Source organism: Noviherbaspirillum autotrophicum, assembly GCF_000818395.1.
Taxonomy (GTDB): domain Bacteria; phylum Pseudomonadota; class Gammaproteobacteria; order Burkholderiales; family Burkholderiaceae_D; genus Noviherbaspirillum; species Noviherbaspirillum autotrophicum.
This window is the reverse complement of sequence record NZ_JWJG01000028.1, coordinates 3,806,264-3,830,859: the sequence shown is the minus strand read 5'-3', so window position 1 is coordinate 3,830,859 and position 24,596 is coordinate 3,806,264. Positions and strand designations below refer to the sequence as shown.

Here is a 24,596-nt window from a genome sequence, read left to right as displayed (position 1 = left end):
GAATAATGAATTGAATGAGAATGAATAAAGTACGTTTTGTATCCCTGCTGGTACTGCCGGGTTTGCTTGCTGCATGCGGCACGACGCGCCATCCAGCTCCGGTTGTTGACCGCACAGCCGGCGCCAAAACAAGTGAAGCGGCAAAAACTGCCGTACAGCCGCCCGCAACGCCGAAGCAGGCCGACAGCCGCGGCTATTACGTAGTCAGGCGAGGCGACACATTGATTCAGATCGCGTTGGACTTTGGTCAACACTATCGCGATCTCGTCACATGGAATAACCTTGCGAACCCGAACGATATTAAGGTCGATCAAGTGTTGCGTGTATTGCCGCCCGAAGGCGGCCCGCAAACTGCCAGTGCCGCAACTTCATCGGGCGTCGAGGTGCGTCCCTTGTCACCGTCCGTATCGTCTTCGGCAACTGTGCCGAACAAGTCGGCGCCACGTGGCGACAAGCGCCCCTATTCAGAGGCTGCCTTGGCGGAATTGCAAAAGCCGGAAGGCGCAAATCAGCCGGGCACGGTGCCGCCGACCGTTGTTGCGAAAGTCGACCCGAATAAGCCGGCTGAAAAGGCGCCGGAGATACCTGTCCCAGCCTTGCCTGACGAGGAGGGGCTTTCCTGGATTTGGCCTGCAGATGGGAAAATTGTCGCAACCTTTAGCGATGGCAAGAAAGGGATCGACATTGCCGGCAAGCTCGGGCAACCGGTGCTAGCGGCAGGATCGGGCAAGGTTCTGTACGCGGGCAGCGGAATCCGAGGGTATGGTAATTTGGTCATTGTCAAACATTCCAATAACTTGCTGTCGGCGTATGCGCATAACAAAACCATCTTCGTGAAAGAGGATCAAACCGTCAGCAAAGGTCAAAAAATTGCAGAAATGGGCAATTCCGACAGCGATGCCGTCAAACTGCACTTCGAGATTCGTCAACAGGGAAAACCCGTCGATCCGTCAAAATTCCTGCCTAGCCGCTAGATACTAATGACCCGTATTCCACACGATCCTCTCGATGACGACGCTTCGGATGATATGTCCGATGACATTTCGCTCAATGCGCGTGATGAAGCCGAGGCTGCGCTCATCGATGATGGCGAGGGCGAGGACCGTGTGGACGGTGCAGTGGCGGCTGCGGTCGACCCGATCGATGAACTCAAGACCGTTCTGGCGGCCGAATTGTCGACCGACACGACGCAGCACTACCTCAACCAGATCGGCGCGCGTCCATTGCTGACGGTGGACCAGGAAGTTCATTACGCGACGCTGGCCAAGCAGGGTAATTTTGAGGCGCGCCAGAAAATGATCGAGCACAATCTGCGGCTAGTGGTATCGATCGCCAAGCATTACATCAACCGCGGGGTCGTGCTGCTCGATCTGATCGAAGAGGGAAACCTTGGCTTGATGCGCGCGATCGACAAGTTCGAGCCGGAGCGCGGCTTTCGCTTTTCCACCTATGCGACCTGGTGGATCCGCCAGAGTATCGAACGCGCGATCATGAACCAGGCGCGCACGGTGCGCCTGCCGGTGCATATGGTGCGCGAGCTGAACCAGATCCTGCGCGCGAAATACCATCTTGAGGCGCAGCACCATGATGGCAAGGATGCGACGGCCGAGGACATCGCGCATCTGGTCGACCGCCCGGTCGAGGATGTGCAGGATATTCTCGCTCTTTCCGAACACGCAACCTCGCTTGACGCGCCACTGGATAACGATCCGCAGGCAAGCCTGATGGATATGCTGCCGGGTGATCTCGACGATGGCCCTGACTCGCGCGCCGAGCACCATGAAATGACGGTCCTGGTGCGCGACTGGCTCAAGAAGTTGCCGGACAAGCAGCGCGTCGTGATTATTCGCCGATTCGGCCTCGACAATGACGACCCGGCGACGCTCGAGGAGTTGGCAGCGGAGATGAGCGTGACCCGGGAGCGGGTACGGCAGATTCAGCAGGAAGCATTGGTCAAGCTCAAGCGCGCATTGACCGCGCGTGGTGTCGGGAAGGATGCGTTGCTGTGATTCCCGTTCTGGTATTCGACATCGAGACGATTCCCGATGTGCCAGGGTTGCGCACGTTGAATGGCTCACCTCGCGACTTGAGCGATGCGGAAGTCGCAGATGCGGCATTTGCAGCGCGCCGCGAAAAAAGCGGATCGGACTTCCTGCCGCATCACCTGCATCGTGTCGCAGCTATCTCATGCGTCTTCCGAGACGACGAGGGGTTTCGCGTGAAATCCCTGGGCAACCCTCAGGATAGCGAACAGAAGCTGATCCACGATTTTTTTCGCATCATCGACAAGTACACGCCACAACTGGTGTCGTGGAACGGTGGCGGTTTCGATCTGCCGGTTCTGCACTACCGGGCAATGGTCAATGGTGTAACCGCATCGCGCTATTGGGAAATGGGCGATGAAGATCGCGACTTCAAGTGGAATAACTACTTGAGCCGCTATCACAGTCGCCATCTTGACCTGATGGATTTGCTGGCCCTGTACACCGGGCGTGCCAACGCGCCGCTCGACGACCTGGCCAAGCTGTGCGGCTTTCCAGGCAAGCTGGGCGTTGACGGCTCTCAGGTGTGGACCTTGTTCCAGGAGGGGCGCCTGGGTGAGATACGCGACTATTGCGAAACTGACGTGGTGAACACGTATCTGGTGTATTGCCGTTTCCTGCTCATGCGCGGTCTCATGACCCGTGCTTCCTACGAAGCGGAAATCGAACTGGTTCGTTCCGCTCTCGCGGCTCTGGACGGGCAGCACTGGAAAGAGTATCTGGCTGCGTGGCAGCCGGCGCGCTAATCCGTATAATTCCGCCAGTCTTTTACTTTTCTTGCTGGAATGAACTTCCGGCCACTCAATCACCATGCAGCACCCAATCATCGAAATCGAGTCCCTCGACATGGAAGGCCGCGGCGTTGGCCATTTGCAGAACGAGGATGGTACCCAAGGAAAAGTCATCTTCGTCGAGGGAGCGCTTCCGGGCGAGCGGGTCAACTTCCAGTCTTTTCGACGCAAGCCCAAATGGGAAGCGGCAACCCTTACTGAGCTGCATCGCGAGTCCTCGTTGCGGGTTAAGCCGAAATGCACCTATTTTGGCACCTGCGGCGGATGCGCAATGCAGCATTTGGAGCCATCCGCGCAAGTCGCGATCAAGCAGCGTGTATTGGAAGATAATTTGTGGCACCTGGGTAAGGTTCGTGCCGAAACGGTAATGCGACCGATTTTCGGACCGACCTGGGGCTATCGCTACCGGGCGCGCTTATCGGTACGTAATGTCCAGAAAAAAGGCGGGGTGCTGGTCGGTTTTCATGAGCGGAAGTCATCGTTCATCGCAGACATGAAAACCTGCGAAATCCTGCCGCCGCATGTGTCCGCGATGCTGGTGCCGTTGCGGCATCTGGTCCAGTCGCTGTCAATCTTTGAGCAAATGCCACAAATCGAACTGGCCGTGGGAGAGGGGGTAACAGCGCTGGTATTGCGTAACATGGCCCCGCTGACGGCGGATGACGAAACGAAGCTGAAGGCATTCGCGGACGAATACCGGGTTCAGTGGTGGCTGCAACCGAAAGGGCCGGACACCGTTTATCCGTTTTATCCAATGGATGTTCAGTTGCAATATGTGTTGCCGGAATTTGGTGTCCGAATGCCGTTCAAACCCACTGATTTCACCCAGGTCAATCATCATATCAACCGTGTTCTGGTAGCTCGGGCGTTGCGCTTGCTGGAGGCGCAAGCCGACGACCGGATCGCGGACCTGTTTTGCGGACTGGGTAATTTCACATTGCCTATCGCTACACAGGCGCGTGAAGTGGTTGGGATCGAAGGCAGTACGGCATTGACCGAGCGTGCGCTCGATAACGCACGAGTCAACGGACTCGACAAGAAAACTACATTTTATTCGCGTAACTTATTCGAGGCGACGGCGGAAGATTTTGTGGCGCTTGGCAAGTTCGATCGGATGTTGATCGACCCGCCGCGGGAAGGGGCAATGGCTGTCTGTCAGGCGATTGTCGGCATGGGAGAGTCGCATCCCGAAATGAAGCCAAAGCGTATTGTTTATGTCTCCTGCAATCCGTCGACACTGGCACGCGACGCGGGTTTCCTTGTGCACCAAGGGGGATATGCCCTGAAGCAGGCTGGTGTCGTGAACATGTTTCCTCACACCGCGCACGTAGAGTCGATGGCTGTATTCGAGTTGAGCTGAGTCGGCTGGCGCTGAAATAAAAAAGCCGGCCTCACGGGCCGGCTTTTTTTCAGGTGGCGAGTTCAATCGCGTTCGCCGCCGAAAATGCCTAGTAAGGCCAGCAAATTGCTGAAGATATTGTAGATATCGAGATAGATGTTAAGCGTCGCCGAAATGTAGTTGGTTTCACCGCCATTGATGATCTGCTGAACATCGAACAGGATGTAAGCGGAAAAAATCACGATGGCCAGCACTGAAACGACGAGATAAAGCGCGGATAAATGCAGAAATGCATTCGCAAGTGCGGCAACCAGGATCACCAACATGCCGGCAAACAGCCATTTTCCGAGACCGGAAAAGTCGCGCTTGGAGACAGTGGCAATCGTTGCCATACCGGCAAAAATGCTTGCGGTGCCGCCGAAGGCTGTCATGATTAGCGACGCCCCGTTCGAGAAGTGCAGGGTGTGTTCGATCAGGCGCGACAACATCAGGCCCATGAAGAAGGTAAAGCCGAGCAGGACGGCCACACCTACGCCGGAATTCTTGGTCTTCTCGATCGCATAGAAGAAGCCGAACGCAATGCCGAGAAACATCATGAAGCCGATGAACGGGCTTCCCGGGAAAAATGAAAACTTGATCTGAACCCCGAGCCAAGCGCCCAGGATGGTCGGAATCATCGACAGCGCAAGCAGCCAGTAGGTATTGCGCAGAACCCGATTGCGCACAACCAGTGCTTCACTGGACGTGCCGTAAGTTTGCAGGGGTTGGTTCATTGTTGTGCCTCCAATTTCGATTGCTTCGGAATGAGTGCCCAAAGAATAACACGGCGGTGCGTTGCTGGATGGGCGCTGTCAGGTTGGCTGCGCCATTGATTGTACGTACTGGTGTGAAATCCCTTGGGTAAGGTGATTCGTGGTAAAATTAAAGGTTAGTTGAATTCTCAATTAGTGATCTTAACCCTTTCTTTTTATTGGAGTTTTTACAGATGGCAATCGAACGCACTCTCTCGATCATCAAGCCGGACGCAGTCGCCAAAAACGTAATCGGCCAGATATATGCCCGTTTCGAAAACGCCGGCTTGAAGATCGTTGCCGCCCGCATGGCGCAACTGTCCCGTGCCGAAGCTGAAGGTTTTTACGCAGTGCACCGCGAGCGTCCGTTCTTCAAGGATCTGGTCGATTTCATGGTTTCCGGTCCTGTGATGATCCAAGTGCTGGAGGGCGAGAACGCCATCGTCAAGAATCGCGAACTGATGGGCGCGACCGACCCGAAGAAGGCTGAAAAAGGCACGATCCGCGCCGATTTCGCTGATTCGATCGACGCCAATGCCGTACACGGCTCCGATGCGGCCGAAACGGCCAAGGTTGAAATCGCTTATTTCTTCCCGGTACTGAACGTTTACTCGCGTTAATTTACTCACGTTGATGGAATAGCCGTTCGATTTGATGCTTCCACGGTTTCAAAATTGAACGGCAGAATGAAAAGTAGTTATGACGGCTCTCACCAACTTGCTGGACCTCGATCCCGCGCAACTCGTTGCTTATTGCAGCGAGTTGGGTGAAAAGCCGTTTCGCGCCAAGCAATTGCAGCGCTGGATCCATCAATTCGGTGCTAGCGATTTCGATGCAATGACCGATCTGGCCAAATCGTTGCGCGACAAGCTCAAGACTCGTGCAATGATTGCTGCGCCTGCCGTGATCAGCGATCATACGTCGGCCGATGGTACCCGCAAGTGGCTGTTGGACGTCGGGCAGGGCAATGCGGTCGAAACGGTATTTATCCCTGAAGAAAATCGCGGCACGCTGTGCATTTCCACGCAAGCGGGCTGCGCAGTCAATTGCCGCTTTTGCTCGACCGGGAAGCAGGGCTTTAGCCGCAATCTTGCCGTGGGCGAAATCATCGGCCAGCTTTGGATGGCTGAATTCGCGCTGCGCACATCGAAAGGCATCGAACCCGGCCCCAAGGGCGAGCGCCAGATCACGAACGTCGTGATGATGGGTATGGGTGAGCCTTTGCTGAATTTCGAGCCGACCGTTACCGCGCTCAAACTGATGCTGGACGATAACGCCTACGGCTTGTCGCGCCGACGCGTGACCGTTTCAACCAGCGGCGTAGTGCCGATGATCGATCGCCTCGCACAGGAATGTCCAGTTGCATTGGCGGTGTCGCTCCATGCCTCGAATAACGCGTTGCGGGACGGCTTGGTGCCGTTGAATAAGAAGTATCCGCTGGCTGACTTGATGGCCGCCTGCAAGCGCTATCTCGAGTTCGCGCCACGCGATTTCATCACTTTCGAATACTGCATGCTCGATGGTGTCAATGACGCCGATGAGCATGCGCGTGAACTGGTGGCGCTGGTGAAAAATGGCGCCAATCAGGTGCCGTGCAAGTTCAATCTGATTCCATTCAATCCGTTCCCGGAGTCGGGCTTGAAGCGGTCGAACAATGCGCGCATCAAGGCCTTCGCGCAAGTCCTGATGGATGCCGGTATTGTCACGACCATCCGCAAAACGCGTGGCGACGACATCGATGCCGCTTGCGGTCAGTTGGCCGGTGAAGTGCAGGATCGTACCCGGGTACAGGAGCGCATGCAGAAAATGGCCGAATACCAAGAAAAATTCGGAAAGAATTTTGGCCGTATCGTGGAGGTGCCCCGGTGAACAGAGCGACAGGCTTGTACTGGGTTGCCGCTATCGTCACGGCCGCCGTGTTGTTGGCTGGTTGTGGCACCAATCCGGCTTCGGGAAGTAAAGGCGAATTGCCGACCCTCTCGGATCAAACCGATAATCAAAAGCGCGCCAATATCCGGTTGCAACTGGCAATCGGGTATTATCAACAGCGGCAGTTGCCAGTTGCACTGGACGAGATCAAGCTGGCGTTGCAGGCATATCCGGATTTTGCCGATGCTTACAGCATGCGTGGCTTGATCTACATGGACATGGGTGAAACGCGTCTGGCGGAGGAAAACTTCCTGCAAGCGCTTCGATTTGCGCCACAAAACCCGGATTTCAATAATAACTATGGATGGTTTCTGTGCCAGAACGGGCGCGAACGCCAGTCCATTTCTTATTTCGAGACGGCGTTCAAGAACCGTGGCTACCAGTCGCCTGAAAAGGCATTGAGCAACGCCGGCGTGTGCAGCATGAAAGTCAAGGATCGGGCTGCGGCAGAAAAATATTTTTCGCAAGCCTTTCAACTCGATCCGGGCAATCCGTCGACCAATGCCAATCTGGCGAAAATTTACTTCGAGCAGCGCGATTTCGAGCGAGCACGCTTTTATATCGGCCGAGTGATGAAGGCTGATGTGATGGCGGCTGATGCGCTGTGGCTCGCAATAAGGATTGAGCACCAGCTCGGCAATCGCGCTGCGGAGTCCAGCCTCGCTAACCAGTTGAGGAGGCGTCATCCGGACTCACCCGAATACGCAGCTTATCAACGTGGAGCATTCGATGAGTGAGCCAGGAATGAATGATGCGTCGGCTGGCAGTGCCGGCCCGTCGGAAGTCCCGCACACGCCATTGTCACCGGGGGCACAGCTTGCCGCGTACCGAAAGGAGCGGGGCTGGACGGTGGAGCAGGTTGCCAACTACTTGAATCTGGCGCCGCGCCAAGTTGTGGCCATCGAGAGTGACGACTATGCATCCTTGCCTGGTATGCCAATTGTGCGTGGATTTGTTCGCGCATATGCGAAGCTGCTGAAAGTGGATGCTGCGCCGTTGCTGACACTGTTGGGGGGCGAAACTGTGCTGGCCCAGGAGCCGCTCGTGCCGCGCAAGACGTTGTCGACGCCTTTTTCGGAAGCGCGGCTGCCGTCCATGACCGAGCGGCCGGGCCTGTCTTCGAAATGGGTGATTGGATTGCTGCTGCTGGTGTTGCTTGGGGTCGCGCTTTGGGCGGCACAGCAAATTACTGAAGTCGCCGAATTGCAGAAGGCGGCAACAACGCAGGTCAAGAATGGATTGGCATATTTGTCTGGACCGGAATCGAAACCGAAGCTGCAAGGCGAGGCACCTGCCCGAACGGAGGAGGTTAAACCTGAAACGGCAACGACGGCTCTACCTGCAGTTGTGCCGGACAATCAGGTGGCGAGTGCACCAGTGGTCGAGCAAAGTGCCGCTCCTGCCGCTGAGCAGCCGTTAACGCAGCCTGCCGCTGCGCCGGAAGCGATTGCGCCTGCCGTCAAAGATGCTCTGGTGCTGACTGCACGTGAAGAATCGTGGGTCGAAGTCCGGCGTATCGATAATAAGAGCAGTGTGCTGTCGCGCCTGATGAAGGCCGGTGACACCGAAACGATCGAAGTTGCAGCGCCCGTCTTGCTGGTCATCGGAAACGCGTCCGGTGTTGATGCGACCTTGCGTGGCGAACCACTGGAAATCAAGGCTGGCAAAAGCAATGTCGCCCGCTTAAACCTGAAGTAAATATCAGCATGTCCCAAACGAATTCTCCAATTGCCTCCGGCCCGCGCGCGCGTCGCAACAGCCGCGGCGTGGCGGTGCGCTATGGCGCGCGCGAAGTTGTTGTAGGCGGTGTCGCGCCGGTTGTGGTTCAGTCCATGACCAATACGGATACCGCTGACGCGATCTCGACTGCTATCCAGGTCAAGGACTTGGCGCGCGCCGGTTCGGAACTCGTTCGCATTACCGTCAATAACCCTGAAGCCGCTGCAGCCGTGGTCGCGATACGCGAACAGTTGGACAAGATGGGGGTGGACGTGCCGCTGGTCGGCGATTTTCATTACAACGGCCACAAGCTGCTCACCGATTTTCCTGAATGCGCGCAAGCCTTGTCGAAGTACCGTATCAATCCGGGCAATGTCGGACAGGGCGCCAAGCGCGACACGCAGTTTGCGCAGATGATCGAGGTCGCCTGCAAGTATGACAAGCCTGTGCGTATTGGCGTCAATTGGGGCAGTCTCGATCAGGCGCTGCTGGCGCGCATCATGGACGAAAACGCGCAGCGCGCCGATCCATGGGATGCGCAAGCCGTGATGTACGAGGCATTGGTCACTTCGGCGATCGAGAATGCGCAGCGCGCAGAGGGACTTGGTATGGCAGGTGACAAGATCATCCTGTCATGCAAGGTGTCGGGCGTGCAGGACTTGATCGCTGTTTATCGCGAATTGGCCCAGCGCTGCGACTACCCGCTTCATTTGGGATTGACCGAGGCCGGCATGGGCAGCAAGGGCATCGTAGCGTCGACTGCTGCGCTGTCGGTTCTGCTGCAGGAGGGGATCGGCGATACCATTCGTATCTCTCTCACGCCAGAACCTGGCGGCGACCGCACCAAGGAAGTCGTGGTGGCCCAGGAAATCCTGCAGACGATGGGGCTGCGCAAGTTTACGCCCATGGTTATTGCTTGCCCGGGTTGCGGGCGTACTACCTCAACCGTTTTCCAGGAATTGGCGGACAGGATCCAGACCTACCTGCGCGAACAGATGCCGACATGGAAAAAACTCTACCCTGGCGTTGAAAACATGAATGTTGCAGTCATGGGATGTATCGTCAACGGGCCGGGAGAGTCAAAGCACGCCAATATCGGGATCAGCCTGCCGGGCACCGGCGAGTCGCCGGCGGCCCCGGTGTTTGTCGACGGCGAAAAGAAAGTCACCCTGCGTGGCGAGCATATCGCAGAAGAGTTCCAGGCCATCGTGCTGGATTATGTGAAAACACGCTATGGAAACGCGATGGCTGCCGCCTGAAGCGCACCGTATATTAATCGTCCGAATAGAATGTCAGAAAACAAGAAAACAGAAAAAATTGCCGGTGTGAAAGGGATGAATGACATCCTGCCGGCAGATGCTCCGTTGTGGGAATTGTTTGAGAATACCGTGCAATCGGTGTTGAAGAGCTACGGCTTCCAGCAGATCCGTACGCCGATCGTGGAACCGACCGCGCTGTTTGCGCGCGGCCTCGGCGCCGTCACCGACATCGTCGAGAAGGAAATGTACTCGTTCGTCGATTCGATGAATGGCGACCAGCTTACGCTGCGCCCGGAAAGCACTGCGGGAGTGGTGCGCGCCGCGATCGAACACAACCTGACATACGAAGGTCCGAAACGCCTCTGGTACGCCGGCCCGATGTTCCGCCATGAAAAGCCGCAGCGCGGCCGCTATCGCCAATTCCATCAGGTCGGCGCCGAGGCACTTGGCTTCACCGGGCCGGATATCGATGCCGAACTGATCATGCTGTGCCAGCGCCTGTGGGACGACCTCGGGCTGCAGAATATCCGTCTTGAGCTCAACTCGATCGGTAATGCGGAAGAGCGCAACCGGCATCGTACCGACTTGATTGCGTACTTCGAGCAGCACAAGGAGCTGCTCGATGCCGACGCGCAGCGCCGGCTGCATTCGAACCCGCTGCGTATCCTCGATACCAAGAACCCCGCGATGCAGGAAATGGTCAATGCCGCGCCGAAGCTGCTTGACTATCTGGGTGAAGAGTCGCTGGCGCACTTTGAAGGCGTGCAGAAAATCCTACGCCATAACAGTATTCCATTCACCATTAATCCGCGCTTGGTGCGGGGCATGGATTACTACAACCGTACAGTGTTCGAGTGGGTTACGGACCAGCTCGGCGCGCAGGGTACGGTATGCGGCGGAGGGCGTTATGACCCGTTGATCGAAATGTTCGGCGGTAAGCCGACACCGGCGTGCGGATTCGCCATTGGTGTCGAGCGCCTGCTGGAATTGATGAAGGCATCGGGCGAACAGTTTGCGCAAAAGCTTTGCGACGTGTATGTCGTGCATCAGGGCGCCGCTGCACAAATGCAGGCCTTCGTTGTGGCGGAACGCTTGCGCGACGCCGGCCTGGATGTTGTGCTGCATTGCGCTACGGCCAGTGCCGGCGGCAGTTTCAAGGCGCAGATGAAGCGTGCCGATGCAAGCGGCGCGGACTTTGCCGTCATCATTGGTGAAGACGAGGTTGCCAAGGGCGTGGCAACCGTCAAGACGATGCGCGGCGAGAATGTGGAAAACAACCAGACGGTGGTTGTTTTCGAACAGGTCGCCAACTACGTAGTCGATCAGATCACCTGCGGGGACGACTGCGACCATCCGGATCACCATCATCACCATTAACACTACAACAATATCATCATGGCATACGATCTCGAAGAACAGGAGCAGTTAGCTTCTCTGAAGGCTTGGTGGAACCAGTTCGGCAATCTCGTCACCTGGTTGCTGATCATCGCATTGGCCGGTTATGCAGCATGGACCGGTTGGAACTACTACCAGCGCACCCAATCCGTACAGGCCGGCCAGTTGTATGAGGAATTGCAAAAGGCGGCGGCATCCAAGGACAACGCCAAAGTGCAGCGTGCCGCAGCCGACATGACCGAGAAGTTCGGGCGCACTGCGTATGCGCAGATGGGTGCTCTGGCAGCGGCCAAGAGCGCGTTCGATGCGAATGACCTGAAGGCGGCAAAGTCGCAATTGCAATGGGTGGAAGAACATGGCAGCGACGAGTACAAGGCAATTGCAAAGATTCGCCTTGCTGGCATTCTTCTTGATGAAAAGGCTTTTGATGACGCATTGAAGCTGTTATCGGGAGAATTTCCTGATGCATTCGCGGGCGCCGTTGCTGATCGCAAGGGCGACATCCTTGCCGCGCAAAACAAGATCGACGAAGCGCGCTCCGCATACAAGCTGGCGCTCGATAAAACGGACCAGAAAAACCCGGAACGCCAATTGATCCAATTAAAGCTGGATGCGTTGGGCGGCGCTGCGGACAAGGCAGCGGCATAAGCCGGATAAAAGGGGAAGAAATGCGCATTGCAGTAAAACTGGGCTGTATCGCTGTCGCCGCCGCGCTGACAGGATGTTCATCCTTGAATCCGTTTTCCCATAAGGAAACTCGTAATCCGCCAGCACCGTTGGTGGATTTCAAGCCTGCTTTGACTGTGCGTACCATGTGGTCCGCCTCGGTTGGGAAGTCCGAAGGTTTTGTATTCTCGCCAGCACTGGCAAACGGTAGCGTCTTTGCCGCAGCCGCCAATGGATCGTTGACGCGCATCGACACAGCAACTGGCCGTTCCATCTGGCGTACTGACGCTGGCACGCGCCTGACGGCCGGCGTCGGCACCGACGGCACGACCGTTGCGGTTGCCGGTGAAAAGGGCATGCTGCTGGTGTTTGATGCAGACGGAAAGCTGCGTTGGAAGGCGCAGGCGTCGAGCGAAGTCCTGTCGGCGCCGGCTGTGGGGCAGGGATTGGTGATCGTGCGTAGCGTCGACAACCGTATCGCTGCATACGATGCCGAATCCGGGGCGCGACGCTGGCTCGTGCAGCGGACCGCGCCGCCGCTGACCTTGCGCACTGCACCTGGCATTGTAATTTCGGGCGGGACAGCATATGTGGCCATGCCGGGCGGGCGACTGCTGGCTCTGACATTGACTAACGGTGGACCGCGGTGGGAAGTGGCCGTCGGTGACCCGCGCGGCACCACGGAGTTGGAACGCGTAGCCGACGTGTCTGGATCACCAGTTCTTGCCGGTCGCGAGGTTTGTGCGATCGCTTATCAAGGGCGCATCGGCTGTTTTGACGCGATGACCGGGGCGTTGCGCTGGGGGAGAGAGCTTTCGAGCGATGTCGGTCTCGGTATTGATGACCGCTTCGTGTATGCCGCAGACGACAAGGGGAACGTTACGGCGTTTTCGCGCGAGAGCGGCTCTGGCGCGTGGCGCAATAGTAAGCTTGCCAACCGCGACCTTTCGACTCCTGTGGCATTTGACGACAAGGTTGCGGTCGGCGATGCGCAAGGATACATACATATCCTGTCGCGCGAGGACGGTGCGTTTCTCGCACGCGTGAACCCGGACGGTAGTGCCATTACGGCGGCAACACCGCTGGTCGATGGCAGGAACGTCATTTTTCAAACCCAGGCAGGAACAGTGGTTGCGCTAGCGGCCAATTGAGATTCAATGAAGCCGGTTATTGCATTAGTAGGCCGACCAAACGTCGGCAAATCCACGTTGTTCAATCGACTGACCCGGTCGCGCGATGCATTGGTCGCAGACCTGCCAGGCCTGACGCGTGACCGCCATTATGGCGAGGGCAGGGTCGGCGAAAGACCTTTTCTCGTTATCGACACGGGAGGTTTCGAGCCGGTCGCCAAAGAAGGCATCATGCACGAGATGGCCAAGCAGACCAAGCAGGCGGTCGCCGAAGCCGATGTCGTGATTTTCATTGTCGACGGTAGGCAAGGTCTGACCCCGCACGACAAGACGATCACTGATTTTCTGCGCAAGTCAGGGCGCTCCGTCATGTTGGTGGTCAATAAGGCGGAAGGCATGAAATATACTTCCGTCACCGCCGACTTCTACGAGTTGGGGCTGGGCGATCCGTACGTGATCTCCGCGGCGCACGGCGATGGAGTCCACGATCTGGTGAATGAGGCGCTTGACCTCGTCGCCGTCCAGCAGCCAGCCATGGAAGAAGAGGAACCGGCCCCTGGTAACAAGGGGATCAAGATCGCGATCGTCGGGCGGCCAAATGTCGGTAAGTCGACCTTGGTCAATACCTTGTTGGGCGAAGATCGCGTGATCGCGTTCGATATGCCCGGTACGACCCGGGACTCGATTGAAATCCCGTTCGAGCGCGACGGCAAGCACTACACGCTGATCGATACAGCAGGCATCAGGCGCCGTGGCAAGGTATTCGAGGCTATCGAAAAATTTTCCGTCGTCAAGACACTGCAATCGATTTCGGAAGCGAATGTCGTCCTGTTGCTGCTCGATGCACAACAAGATATTTCCGAGCAGGATGCCCATATTGCCGGATTTATTCTAGAGTCGGGGCGCGCGCTTGTCGTTGGTGTCAACAAATGGGATGGCCTGGACGCCGACAAGCGTGACCAGATCAAGATGGATATGGAACGCAAGCTCAACTTCCTGTTTTTTGCGAAATTCCACTTTATTTCGGCATTGAAGGGAAGCGGCATCGCACCGTTGATGAAGTCGGTCGAAGCAGCGTATGAAGCGGCAATGGCAAAGCTGTCGACACCGCGCCTGACGCGTGCGTTGATTGAAGCGGTCGAGCACCAGCAACCGCGCCGCAAGGGTTCGATTCGCCCGAAACTACGCTATGCGCACCAAGGTGGCCAGAACCCGCCAATTGTCGTCATTCACGGAAATGCACTGGAAGCGATAGACGACAATTACAAGCGATATCTTGAGAAACACTTCCGCGAAACTTTTTCGCTGGTCGGGACTCCATTACGTATCGAACTGCGTTCGAGCAAGAATCCTTTTGCCAAGAATGAAAAATAAGCTTTTCTCGGCACATGATTGGCGCGAATAGCAAAAATCGATTACAGTCGTAATTCACCGGCGACTTGAAATTCTTCAGGTCGCCGCCAACTCCTAAATCACAACTACACAATGGAGCCGCCATGAGCAATAAAGGGCAATTGTTACAAGACCCGTTCCTCAATGCCTTACGCAAAGAGCACGTACCCGTTTCGATTTATCTCGTCAACGGCATCAAGCTCCAGGGACACATCGAATCGTTTGATCAATACGTCGTTCTGTTGCGCAATACTGTGACGCAGATGGTGTACAAGCATGCGATTTCCACGGTGGTTCCGGCTCGTGCCGTTAGTATCAGTCTTGACTCCGACTCGGAATAACATATCGTTACACAATCCAAATACGCTATGCGCGCTGCATTAGTCGGCGTGGATTTCGGCAAGGGGGATTTTGCCGCTAGTCTTGATGAACTGTCCCTGTTGTCCAAATCGGCAGGGGCAGATCCCGTCGTCACTATTACAGGAAAGCGTTCGAGCCCGGACGCAGCCCTGTTTGTCGGGTCTGGCAAGGCCGACGAAGTTGCTCACGCGGTCGAAGATGGGCAGCTTGATATTGTCATCTTTAATCATGCTTTGTCTCCGGCGCAGCAGCGCAATCTTGAACGTCATCTGAAAACGCGCGTGGTCGACAGGACCAGCCTCATCCTCGATATTTTCGCGCAGCGCGCAAAAAGCCATGAAGGTAAGGTGCAGGTCGAGTTGGCACAGTTGCAGCATCTCGCCACTCGGTTGGTTCGTGGCTGGACACACTTGGAGCGGCAAAAAGGCGGTATCGGTTTGCGTGGGCCCGGCGAAACACAGTTGGAAACGGACCGCCGTTTGCTGGGCGATAGGGTCAAGGCCTTGCGTACGCGACTCGACAAGTTGCAGCGTCAGCGCGAAACGCAAAGACGAGCCCGTGACCGGAATAATACATTCTCGGTTTCGTTGGTCGGATATACCAATGCCGGAAAATCGACGTTGTTCAATGCCTTGACCAAGGCGCAGGCATATGCCGCCAATCAGTTGTTTGCTACGCTCGATACGACTTCCCGTCGCATTTACCTGGGTGAGGTCGGCAGTGTCATTGTTTCCGACACCGTAGGGTTCATCCGCGAGTTGCCGCATCAGTTGGTCGCCGCTTTCCGCGCTACGCTGGAAGAGACGATCCATGCGGACTTGCTGTTGCATGTCGTCGACGCATCCAGCCCGGTACGCATGGAGCAAATTGAGCAGGTCAATGAAGTATTGGCCGACATCGGTGCTGATCACATTCCGCAAATTCTCGTCTGGAACAAGATTGATGCTGCAAATCTTGCTCCGGGTTTCGAGCGTGATGAATATGATAAAATCCAGCGAGTTTTTATTAGCGCCCAGACTGGGGCCGGTCTTGACCTGCTTCGCGACGCCATCGCTGAATATGCAAAGGTAAACGCACCGACGCATCTCGCGGGTTTGTCGACGCTTCCATCCGATAATGCGCGCGCATAATTCAGTATATGCGCGGGGCGGGAATGAGCCCGGCATCAGCAGTAACGGGCTCGAAAAGTGCAGCTCGGATTTGGCGCGGAAGATTCGAGCCTCGCCGGATAAATTCGCAAGCAGCTTTAATAATAACTCGCATTGCGACCCACTACATTAGCCCGACAGCGAGAGAATGCCTGTTCCTCAACTAAAAAAAATTGGCTTGAAGTTTTCATTGAACGACCCTCGTTGGGGGCGTGGCTCTCAAGACAATGGTCAAAATCAGGACGGCAAAAAGCCGAACGAGGGCCCTCCCGATCTGGACCAGCTTTGGCGCGACTTTAATCAGCGCCTCAATCGCCTATTTGGAAACAAGGGGGGGCGCGGAGGCGATGGCGGCGGCTACAGTCCTGACATGCGAGGGGCTGGCGTCGGCGTCGGTTTGATAGGCGCCATCATTCTATTTCTGTGGTTGGTCAGCGGTTTCTTCATCGTGCAGGAAGGCCAAACCGCGGTAGTCATGACTTTTGGCAAGTACAGCCATATGGCGCCAGCCGGCTTTAACTGGCGCTGGCCATATCCAATCCAGAGTCATGAAATCGTTAATGTCTCCCAAGTGCGTACGGTCGAGGTCGGCTACCGGTCCAATGTCCGCAACAAACTGGCTCGTGAGTCGTTAATGTTGACCGATGATGAAAATATCATCGATATCCAGTTCGCCGTTCAATACAAGCTCAAGAGTGCATCCGACTGGGTGTTCAATAACCGCGATAACGAAGAAACGGTGCGGCAGGTTGCCGAAACTGCAATCCGCGAAGTCGTCGGTCGCAGCAAGATGGATTTTGTACTTTACGAGGGGCGAGAAAAAGTTGCGATGGATGTCGGTCAGTTGATGCAGCAGATCGTCGATCGCTACAAGACTGGCGTGCAGATCACCAACGTCACCATGCAAGGCGTACAGCCTCCGGAACAGGTGCAGGCGGCATTTGACGATGCAGTCAAGGCGGGGCAAGACCGCGAACGCCAGAAGAATGAGGGGCAGGCCTACGCCAATGATGTTATTCCGAAGGCGCGTGGTGCGGCGTCGCGCCTGATGCAGGAAGCGGAAGCCTATCGCGCGCGCGTGGTGGCTAATGCCGAGGGAGATGCAGCTCGCTTCAAGCAAGTATTGGTCGAGTATCAGAAAGCGCCGGCAGTGACGCGCGACCGGATGTACTTGGATACCATGCAGCAGATTTTTGCTAATACCACGAAGGTGTTCGTGGACAGTAAGAATGGAAGCAATCTCCTATATCTTCCACTGGATAAATTGATTTCACAGTCTGCCGCTGGCGATCAGGTAGCTGCGAGGTCCGGAGCCGCGACGCAGCAGCAAGCACCTGCCGTGTCACAATCGAACAACGAATCATTACAATCGATGGATACCCAAAGATTAAGGGATTCTCGCAGTCGCGACGGACGCGATTCGCGTGAAAGGGAGACGCGGTAATGAATCGTCTTGTTTCCTATGTCATTGCGGCGCTGATCGTCCTAGCACTGATGTTCTCGACCTTGTTTGTGGTTGACCAGCGACAGTATGCGATCGTGTTTGCGCTCGGTGAAGTCAAAAAAGTGATCAATGATCCTGGCCTCCATTTCAAGCTGCCGCCACCGTTTCAAAACGTATTGTTTTTGGATAAACGGATTCTGACGCTTGATACCCCGGAAGCGGATCGTTTCATCACTGCGGAAAAAAAGAACATCCTGGTTGACGCGTATGTGAAGTGGCATATCGTCGATCCGCGTCTGTATTTCATCAGCTTTACCGGGGACGAGCGACGCTCGCAAGACCGCATGTCGCAGATCGTGAAGGCAGCGTTGAATGACGAGATCACCAAGCGCACGGTACGCGAAGTGATTTCCGGCGAGCGCGGCAAGGTGATGGATGCAATCCGGCAGAAGGTCGCCGAAGAGGCGAAGCAGATTGGCGTGGAGATACTCGACGTGCGCCTGAAGCGGGTGGACTATGTCGAGCAGATCAATAATTCTGTGTATGAACGCATGAAGGCGGAGCGTGCGAGGGTTGCCAACGAGTTGCGCTCCACAGGGGCCGCAGAGTCCGAAAAAATCCGTGCTGATGCTGACAGGCAACGAACGGTGATTCTTGCGGAAGCCTATAGGGATGCCGAAAAGATTCGAGGCGATGGGGATGCCAAGGCATCTCAGACCTATGCGCAAGCGTTCGGGCAGAATCCAGAGTTCTACAAGTTCTATCGGAGCCTTGAAGCCTATCGCGCTAGCTTCCGGAACCATAACGATTTGATGGTGGTTGATCCGAACTCGGAGTTTTTCAAGTATTTCAGAGGCGCCGGATCGGGAGCAGCTTCGGGCTCACCGAGGAAATGATACGGATGCGTCGTGAAAGGATCATTGATCGTCGCACTCGGATTGATGCTGCTGTTAGAGGGCATCTTTCCTTTTCTCTTTCCAAGGCAGTGGCGCGAAACATTTAACCGCATTACTCGTTTCTCTGACGGCCAGATCCGATTCCTGGGGCTAATCGCGCTATCGTGCGGCATCCTAGTACTGGGGTTCGTCGAACTATTTTCTTAAGACATTCTCGTCATGCCCAATTGGCTATTACCTGAAAACATCGCCGACGTTTTGCCGTCTGAAGCGCGCAAACTTGAAGAGTTGCGTCGTAAGCTGCTCGATAACTTCCGGCTATACGGATACGAGCTTGTAATGCCTCCGATGCTTGAGTATCTGGAATCGTTGCTCACTGGCGCCGGGCAGGACATGAACCTGCGCATCTTTAAACTGGTTGATCAACTGTCCGGGCGCACGATGGGGATTCGCGCAGACATGACGACACAGGTTGCGCGCATCGATGCCCATCTGCTTAATCGTGCATCGGTTACGCGGCTGTGCTATGCAGGTAGCGTCTTGCAGACCCGTCCCTCCGGCTTGCATGCGACACGTGAGCCGCTGCAGATCGGCGCAGAGATTTATGGTCATTGCGGGCTGGAAGCCGATGCGGAAATCCAAGAGCTGGTTTTGGCTTCGCTATCGCTGGCCGGTATCTCGCAGGTACGCCTCGATTTGTGCCATGTAGGTGTGCTGCGTGCCATCATCGCAAACGATGTCAGAGCGCAAAAGTATGAGGCAGAGCTGTTCAGCCTGCTGGAGGCGAAAGACCTTCCCGGGCTGCGGGATCTGACACAGGATTTTGAGGGTGTGACGCGCGATGCATTGCTAGCGCTGCCCACATTGTATGGCGACGCGGCGACGCTTGAACGCGCGCGTCGCGTACTGCCGGATGTGGCCGGAATTGCGAAGGCGATGGACGAGCTTGAATTTCTGGTCAGGTCGGCTGACGGCGCGAGCGTCACAATCGATTTGGCCGATTTGCGCGGCTACCATTATCACAGCGGCGTGATGTTTGCCGCCTATGTGCCGGGCTTGCCAAACGCCGTGGCGCGCGGTGGGCGCTATGATCATGTCGGCGAGGCATTCGGACGCGCACGGCCAGCAACCGGCTTTTCGCTCGATTTACGCGAGCTCGCGCGCTTGATCCCGGTCGCGGAGCGCAAGAGTGCGATTCGGGCTCCCTGGAGTGCGGAGCCGGCGTTGAAGGAAAAGATCGCGGACTTGCGAAGAATGGGCGAGGTTGTCATCCAGGCTTTGCCGGGGCATGAAAACGATCAGGATGAATTCGATTGCGATCGTGCAATCGTGTTTGAAAACGGAAACTGGGTTCTTAAAAATTAGGTTATCAGTATGGCAAAAAATGTCGTTGTCATCGGCACCCAATGGGGCGATGAGGGAAAAGGAAAAATCGTCGATTGGCTGACCGATCATGCGCAGGGCGTCGTCCGCTTTCAAGGGGGGCATAACGCCGGCCATACGCTGGTGATTGGCGGACAGAAAACGGCTCTGCAACTAATTCCATCCGGAATTATGCGTGCCGGCGTGGCATGCTATATCGGCAACGGTGTTGTGTTGTCGGTCCCGGATCTGCTGCGGGAAATCGATAAGCTGCAAGGCAATGGCGTCGAAGTTGCGTCGCGCCTGAAGGTGTCGGAAGCCTGCCCGGTCATTCTTCCATATCACACCGCACTGGATGCAGCGCGCGAGGCTGCCCGTGGTGCAGCGAAGATCGGTACGACCGGCAAGGGCATCGGCCCTGCTTACGAAGACAAGGTCGCACGCCGTGCTATTCGTGTTGCCGATTTGCTGAGCGAGCAGCGTTTTGCCGAGAAGCTCAAAGAGAATCTCGATTATCACAACTTCGTCCTGTCCAACTATTTAAAGGCGCAGTCGGTCGATTACCAGAAAACGCTGGATGATGCTCTTGCAACGGTGCCGCGTATTGCGCCGATGGTAGCGGACGTATCAAGTGCTCTTTACGCCGCCCATAAGGCAGGGGCTAGCTTGCTGTTCGAAGGTGCCCAGGGCAGCTTGCTGGACGTGGATCACGGCACGTATCCGTTTGTTACTTCGAGTAACTGTGTTGCGGGCAATGCGGCGGCAGGCTCCGGCGTCGGTCCCAATATGCTGCATTACATTATGGGTATTACCAAGGCTTACACAACTCGTGTTGGTTCCGGGCCATTCCCGTCGGAACTGCTGACTGATCAGGGTATCGGCAAGCACCTTGCCAGCGTTGGTCATGAATTCGGGACGGTCACGGGCAGGGCGCGCCGCTGCGGCTGGTTCGATGCAGCATTGCTGCGTCGCTCAGTGCAAATCAATGGCGTCTCCGGCATGTGCCTGACCAAGCTCGATGTCCTTGATGGCCTTGAATCACTCAAGCTGTGCACTGGCTATAAGCTCGACGGCAAGATTGTTGATATATTCCCGGTCGGGGCCGAAGATGCGGCCCGCTGTGAGCCGATTTACGAAGAAATGCCCGGCTGGAAAGAGTCGACTGTTGGGGCCAAGTCGCTTTCCGCATTGCCGGCGAATGCGCGTGCGTATATCAAGCGAATCGAGGAGTTGGTCGGCGTCCCCATCGACATGGTGTCGACCGGCCCTGATCGCGAAGAGACGATTGTTTTGCGCCATCCGTTCGAATAAGGTGGATGGGTAAGCAATGAACGTTTCGAACGAGAAGCACTTATGGGTGTCATGGGACGAATATCACAATGCGATTGCCGAGCTGGCACGCATGGTCCATGAGTCCGGTTGGAAGTTTGAGCAGGTGTTGTGTTTGGCTCGCGGCGGCTTGCGTCCAGGCGATATCTTTTCGCGGATCTTTGATGTGCCGTTGGCGATTCTCTCGACCAGCTCATATCGTGAAGAGGCCGGTACAGTCCAAGGAGTGCTGGATATCGCCAAGCACATCACGATGACGAAAGGAACGTTGGGCGGAAAAGTTCTGTTGATTGATGACCTCGTCGATTCCGGCGTCACTTTGCAGAATGTACAGCACCATCTGAAGGAGAATTTTCCTGCCGTGACCGAGGTCCGATCTGCAGTCATCTGGTGTAAAGCCTGTTCAGCAGTCCACCCGGATTATTTTTTGCAATACTTGCAGCACAATCCGTGGATTCATCAGCCTTTTGAAGAGTTCGACGGCTTGCGCCCCCATCAGCTTACTGCATGGCTGAAAAAGGGTGAAGTGAATTGAGTGAAACTAGATCGTGATTTCTGACTCATAAGTAAAAAACCCGTTGGCTAGCCAACGGGTTTTTTACTTATCGAATGCTGGCACATGCGGATATGTTGGAAGTGCAGGCAATCGAGGACTCCGTGGTGATAGCCGGAAAAGAAAAAGGTCCGCAAGTGCGGACCTTTTTTAAACTTGGTGCCCAGAAGAGGACTCGAACCTCCACAGTGTTGCCACCGCTAGGACCTGAACCTAGTGCGTCTACCAATTCCGCCATCTGGGCGATGCGAAAGGCCGCAATTATAGCGGAACATTCGACAGAAGCAATACCGATTTTTCATTGCGCGGCCGGCCGCGGCGCCATCAACGTAAAATCCTTCAGCGGCAAGCGCAGCGACACGCCGGCCGCAACCAGCAGGAGCGCGCCGGTCGCGCCAAACGCGATCCAGTGGGTGCCGAAGGTTTCGTAGCCCCAGCCGCCCAGCCATGAACTGATCATGGCCCCGACCTGATGTCCGAGGTAGGCCCAGCCGTACAGGATGCCGACCAGCCGCACGCCGTAGACGTCGGCCAGGATGGCGGACGACATGGCGATGCTGCCGGCCCAGACGATCCCGCCGATGGTGGCAGCCGCATACAGCTCCCAGTGCGTGCCCACCAGCAGCAGCGCGAAGAAGCCGAGTCCGCGCACGAAGTAGATGGCGGCGAGCAGGTTTTTGCGCGGCAGGCTGTCGGACAAGCGCCCGAGCATCTGCGTGCTGAAGATGGCGACCAGGCCGATGAGCCCGATGCCGAGGGAACTCGTCATCGCATCGAAGCCGTGGTCCATCAGCATGGGCATGCCGTGCGTGCCCAGCAGGTTCATGCTGAAGCCGCAGGCAAACAGGCCGAGGCAGATTTTCAGGAAGGGCGCGGTGCGGACCGCCTGGCCGAACGTCAGCCCCGGCGGCGTTCCTGCCGTCCGCGCTCCCTGGGCGGCAATCTGCTCGGGCAGCAGATCGGTGTGCGGCGGCGCGCTGTCGCGGATCACGAACAGCGCGGCCGGCACGGTGATAGCGGCAAAGGCCGCGGCGAAACCGAGGAGCGTCGCGCGCCAGCCGGCCACGTCGATAGCATACGTAAACACCGGCGTCATGACCGCGATGCCGGCCATCGAGCCGGTCGACAGGAAGAACAGGGCCATGCCGCGCCGCCGGGTGAACCAGCGGCTGATGACGGGCGTGAGCGCCACCGGGCTGGTCAATGCGAGGCCGGCCGACATCAGCACGCCGAAGGACAGCAGGAAGGTGGCGGCAGTGTGCGCGATGACGGTCCAGATGGCGGATGACACGACGATGGCGGTTCCGAGCAGCAGCACGAAGCGGGTGCCGAACCGCCCGACCATGTGCCCGGCCAGCGGCATGGCCAGGCCGTACGACAGCATGCCGAGGGCGACGATCCCGGCCAGCAGGCTGCGGCTGAACCCGAGGTCCCTGGCGATCGGCAGGAAGAATGGGCCGATCCCCATGCGCATGCCGACCGTCAGCAGGGTCAGCAAGGTAGCTGCCGCCACGATATTCCATCCAAAGTACCAGTTGCTGCGGCTTCTATCCGTCATTTCCGTTTTCCTCAGGTTGTCGAGTGCCGAACATGCAACGGCATTCTGCGCCACGAGATTGTCTAATATTTCTAATAATCATGTCACGGCGACAGCCCGCGCGGCACCGGCGGACGGCGCGCTCCCGTCCGGTGGCGACGAAAGCGCCGTTCCTGCATCGGAGTCGCTTCATTTCCCGTATCATGGTCCCCCTTTTGCGTTGAAAGCCTGAACATGTCTGACGTTTGCGGCGTCGATTTCGGCACCTCGAATTCGACCGTTGGCTGCTACCGGCCCGGCCATCCCGCCCTGCTCCCGCTCGAAGACGGCAAGCCCACCCTGCCCTCCGTGGTGTTCTTCAACGCCGACGACAATGCCGTCACGTTCGGCCGCGCCGCGCTGGCCGACTATCTCGCCGGCCACGAAGGCCGCCTGATGCGCTCGCTCAAGAGCCTGCTCGGCACCAGCCTGATCGACGGGCAGACCGAAGTACAGGGCCGGGCCCTGCCGTTTCGCGAACTGCTCGCGCAATTCGTGCGCGAACTGAAGCACCGCGCCGAACAAGCCGCAGGCAGCTCTTTCACGCGGGCGGTTTTCGGCCGGCCGGTGCATTTCGTCGACGACGACGAGCAAGCGGACCGGCAAGCGGAAAGCACGCTGCAAGAAGTGGCGCGCGCGGCCGGGTTCGCGGAAGTCGCTTTCCAATACGAGCCGATCGCCGCCGCCTTCGATTATGAATCGGGCATCGCGCGCGAAGAGCTGGTGCTGATCGCCGATATCGGCGGCGGCACCTCGGACTTTTCGCTGCTGAGGCTCGCGCCGCAGCGCGCGCGCAAGACCGAACGACGCGACGACATCCTCGCCACCGGGGGCGTGCACATCGGCGGCACCGACTTCGACAAGTACCTGAGCCTGGCCTGCGCCATGCCGTTCCTCGGCCTCGGCACCCGGCTGGCCAACGACAAGGAAGTGCCGTCGAGTTACTACTTCAACCTCGCGACCTGGCACACCATCAATTTCGCTTATACCCAAAAAGTCTGGCGCGAATTGCAGGAGGTGTATCGCGACGCGCGCGAGCGCGACAAGCTCGCCCTCCTGCTGAAGCTGATCGAACAGCGCGACGGCCATTGGCTGGCGCTGCAGGTCGAGCAAGGAAAAATCGCGCTCTCGGCGCAGGACACGGCACAGCTGGCGCTCGACCGCCTGGCACCCGACCTGATGCTTCAGCTGCAGCGGCCAGCCTTCGACGACGCCATCGCGCCCCTGGTCGGTGGCGTGGAAAAGACAGTCGTTCAACTATTGCGCGACGCCGGCGTCGTCGCGGGCGCGGTCGACACGGTGTTCTTCACTGGCGGGTCGAGCAGCGTGCCGCTGCTGCGCGCAAGGATCGCGGCGCTGTTTCCTGCCGCGCGGCGGGTCGAGGGCGATTTATTCGGCAGCATCGGCACTGGACTGGCGCTGGATGCCGCGCGACGCTTCGGGTAAATGGCGCGCGAGGCCAGCGCCATCCTCCC

24 protein-coding genes and 1 tRNA gene are annotated in these 24,596 nt (G+C 57.0%); 22 read left to right on the top strand and 3 right to left on the bottom strand.

The features are described 5' to 3' along the window. Positions 1-20 precede the first annotated feature (20 nt). The 4 genes from TSA66_RS19060 to rlmD all read left to right on the top strand — a co-directional run bounded on the left by TSA66_RS19060 (position 21) and on the right by rlmD (position 4,193). Entirely contained in the window at positions 21-974 is a 954-nt protein-coding gene (locus tag TSA66_RS19060) for a peptidoglycan DD-metalloendopeptidase family protein (protein ID WP_040041120.1), read from the top strand. Positions 975-980: 6 nt separating this feature from the next. Further along, a complete protein-coding gene (rpoS, locus tag TSA66_RS19055; RefSeq protein WP_040041119.1) occupies positions 981-2,009 on the top strand; it encodes an RNA polymerase sigma factor RpoS in 1,029 nt (342 codons plus the stop codon). Beyond that, a complete protein-coding gene (locus tag TSA66_RS19050) occupies positions 2,006-2,788 on the top strand; it encodes a 3'-5' exonuclease (protein ID WP_040041118.1) in 783 nt (260 codons plus the stop codon). Before rpoS ends, TSA66_RS19050 begins: the two co-directional genes overlap by 4 nt. 64 nt (positions 2,789-2,852) lie before the next feature. Next, a complete protein-coding gene (gene rlmD, locus TSA66_RS19045) occupies positions 2,853-4,193 on the top strand; it encodes a 23S rRNA (uracil(1939)-C(5))-methyltransferase RlmD (RefSeq protein ID WP_040041117.1) in 1,341 nt (446 codons plus the stop codon). A 62-nt stretch (positions 4,194-4,255) separates the two neighbouring features. On the opposite strand, the gene TSA66_RS19040 is transcribed toward rlmD, so the two are convergent. Beyond that, complete coding sequence (locus tag TSA66_RS19040) at positions 4,256-4,945, bottom strand: Bax inhibitor-1/YccA family protein (RefSeq protein WP_040041116.1); 690 nt, start codon at positions 4,943-4,945, stop codon at positions 4,256-4,258. A 212-nt stretch (positions 4,946-5,157) separates the two neighbouring features. On the opposite strand from TSA66_RS19040, the gene ndk reads away from it, so the two are divergent. The 17 genes from ndk to TSA66_RS18955 all read left to right on the top strand — a co-directional run bounded on the left by ndk (position 5,158) and on the right by TSA66_RS18955 (position 21,527). Further along, the gene (gene ndk / locus TSA66_RS19035) at positions 5,158-5,583 is read left to right on the top strand and encodes a nucleoside-diphosphate kinase (RefSeq protein WP_040041115.1); all 426 of its coding nucleotides are present in this window, start codon (positions 5,158-5,160) and stop codon (positions 5,581-5,583) included. Between the two features lie 79 nt (positions 5,584-5,662). Next, a complete protein-coding gene (gene rlmN / locus TSA66_RS19030; RefSeq protein ID WP_040041114.1) occupies positions 5,663-6,832 on the top strand; it encodes a 23S rRNA (adenine(2503)-C(2))-methyltransferase RlmN in 1,170 nt (389 codons plus the stop codon). Further along, positions 6,829-7,629 carry a type IV pilus biogenesis/stability protein PilW gene (pilW, locus tag TSA66_RS19025; RefSeq protein WP_052452439.1) on the top strand — a complete coding sequence of 267 codons (801 nt, stop codon included), beginning with the start codon at positions 6,829-6,831 and terminating at the stop codon, positions 7,627-7,629. Before rlmN ends, pilW begins: the two co-directional genes overlap by 4 nt. A gap of 7 nt (positions 7,630-7,636) precedes the next feature. Then, positions 7,637-8,590: a helix-turn-helix domain-containing protein gene (locus tag TSA66_RS19020; protein WP_052452438.1), complete on the top strand. Its 954-nt coding sequence runs from the start codon at positions 7,637-7,639 to the stop codon at positions 8,588-8,590. 8 nt (positions 8,591-8,598) lie between these two features. After that, positions 8,599-9,870 carry a flavodoxin-dependent (E)-4-hydroxy-3-methylbut-2-enyl-diphosphate synthase gene (gene ispG, locus TSA66_RS19015; RefSeq protein WP_040041111.1) on the top strand — a complete coding sequence of 424 codons (1,272 nt, stop codon included), beginning with the start codon at positions 8,599-8,601 and terminating at the stop codon, positions 9,868-9,870. A 30-nt stretch (positions 9,871-9,900) separates the two neighbouring features. Beyond that, positions 9,901-11,247 (top strand): histidine--tRNA ligase, encoded by a 1,347-nt coding sequence (hisS, locus tag TSA66_RS19010; protein WP_040041110.1) that lies wholly within the window; start codon positions 9,901-9,903, stop codon positions 11,245-11,247. Positions 11,248-11,265: 18 nt separating this feature from the next. Then, positions 11,266-11,913 carry a YfgM family protein gene (locus TSA66_RS19005; protein WP_040041109.1) on the top strand — a complete coding sequence of 216 codons (648 nt, stop codon included), beginning with the start codon at positions 11,266-11,268 and terminating at the stop codon, positions 11,911-11,913. Positions 11,914-11,933: 20 nt separating this feature from the next. Further along, the gene (gene bamB / locus TSA66_RS19000) at positions 11,934-13,082 is read left to right on the top strand and encodes an outer membrane protein assembly factor BamB (protein ID WP_040041108.1); all 1,149 of its coding nucleotides are present in this window, start codon (positions 11,934-11,936) and stop codon (positions 13,080-13,082) included. Between the two features lie 6 nt (positions 13,083-13,088). After that, on the top strand, positions 13,089-14,435 hold the full coding sequence (gene der, locus TSA66_RS18995) for a ribosome biogenesis GTPase Der (RefSeq protein WP_040041107.1): 1,347 nt from the start codon (positions 13,089-13,091) through the stop codon (positions 14,433-14,435). 122 nt (positions 14,436-14,557) lie between these two features. Continuing rightward, positions 14,558-14,794, top strand: coding sequence for an RNA chaperone Hfq (hfq, locus tag TSA66_RS18990; RefSeq protein ID WP_040041106.1), 237 nt, complete (start codon positions 14,558-14,560; stop codon positions 14,792-14,794). A gap of 27 nt (positions 14,795-14,821) precedes the next feature. Beyond that, positions 14,822-15,943: a GTPase HflX gene (gene hflX / locus TSA66_RS18985; protein ID WP_052452437.1), complete on the top strand. Its 1,122-nt coding sequence runs from the start codon at positions 14,822-14,824 to the stop codon at positions 15,941-15,943. Positions 15,944-16,109: 166 nt separating this feature from the next. After that, positions 16,110-17,405, top strand: coding sequence for an FtsH protease activity modulator HflK (gene hflK, locus TSA66_RS18980; RefSeq protein ID WP_040041105.1), 1,296 nt, complete (start codon positions 16,110-16,112; stop codon positions 17,403-17,405). Further along, positions 17,405-18,301: a protease modulator HflC gene (gene hflC / locus TSA66_RS18975; protein ID WP_040041104.1), complete on the top strand. Its 897-nt coding sequence runs from the start codon at positions 17,405-17,407 to the stop codon at positions 18,299-18,301. Before hflK ends, hflC begins: the two co-directional genes overlap by 1 nt. Positions 18,302-18,313: 12 nt before the next feature. Further along, positions 18,314-18,508 (top strand): DUF2065 domain-containing protein, encoded by a 195-nt coding sequence (locus tag TSA66_RS18970; protein ID WP_094299012.1) that lies wholly within the window; start codon positions 18,314-18,316, stop codon positions 18,506-18,508. Positions 18,509-18,520: 12 nt separating this feature from the next. Beyond that, positions 18,521-19,666 (top strand): ATP phosphoribosyltransferase regulatory subunit, encoded by a 1,146-nt coding sequence (locus TSA66_RS27410; RefSeq protein WP_040041103.1) that lies wholly within the window; start codon positions 18,521-18,523, stop codon positions 19,664-19,666. A 9-nt stretch (positions 19,667-19,675) separates the two neighbouring features. Beyond that, positions 19,676-20,974 carry an adenylosuccinate synthase gene (locus tag TSA66_RS27405; protein ID WP_040041102.1) on the top strand — a complete coding sequence of 433 codons (1,299 nt, stop codon included), beginning with the start codon at positions 19,676-19,678 and terminating at the stop codon, positions 20,972-20,974. A gap of 16 nt (positions 20,975-20,990) precedes the next feature. Continuing rightward, entirely contained in the window at positions 20,991-21,527 is a 537-nt protein-coding gene (locus TSA66_RS18955) for a phosphoribosyltransferase (protein WP_040041101.1), read from the top strand. Between the two features lie 175 nt (positions 21,528-21,702). Here TSA66_RS18955 and TSA66_RS18950 read toward each other — a convergent pair. Beyond that, positions 21,703-21,789 (bottom strand) — tRNA-Leu (locus tag TSA66_RS18950). Positions 21,790-21,843: 54 nt separating this feature from the next. Continuing rightward, the gene (locus tag TSA66_RS18945; RefSeq protein ID WP_040041100.1) at positions 21,844-23,103 is read right to left on the bottom strand and encodes an MFS transporter; all 1,260 of its coding nucleotides are present in this window, start codon (positions 23,101-23,103) and stop codon (positions 21,844-21,846) included. Between the two features lie 213 nt (positions 23,104-23,316). Between TSA66_RS18945 and TSA66_RS18940 the strand changes: the two genes are divergently transcribed. Continuing rightward, entirely contained in the window at positions 23,317-24,567 is a 1,251-nt protein-coding gene (locus tag TSA66_RS18940) for an Hsp70 family protein (protein ID WP_040041099.1), read from the top strand. Positions 24,568-24,596: the final 29 nt, after the last annotated feature.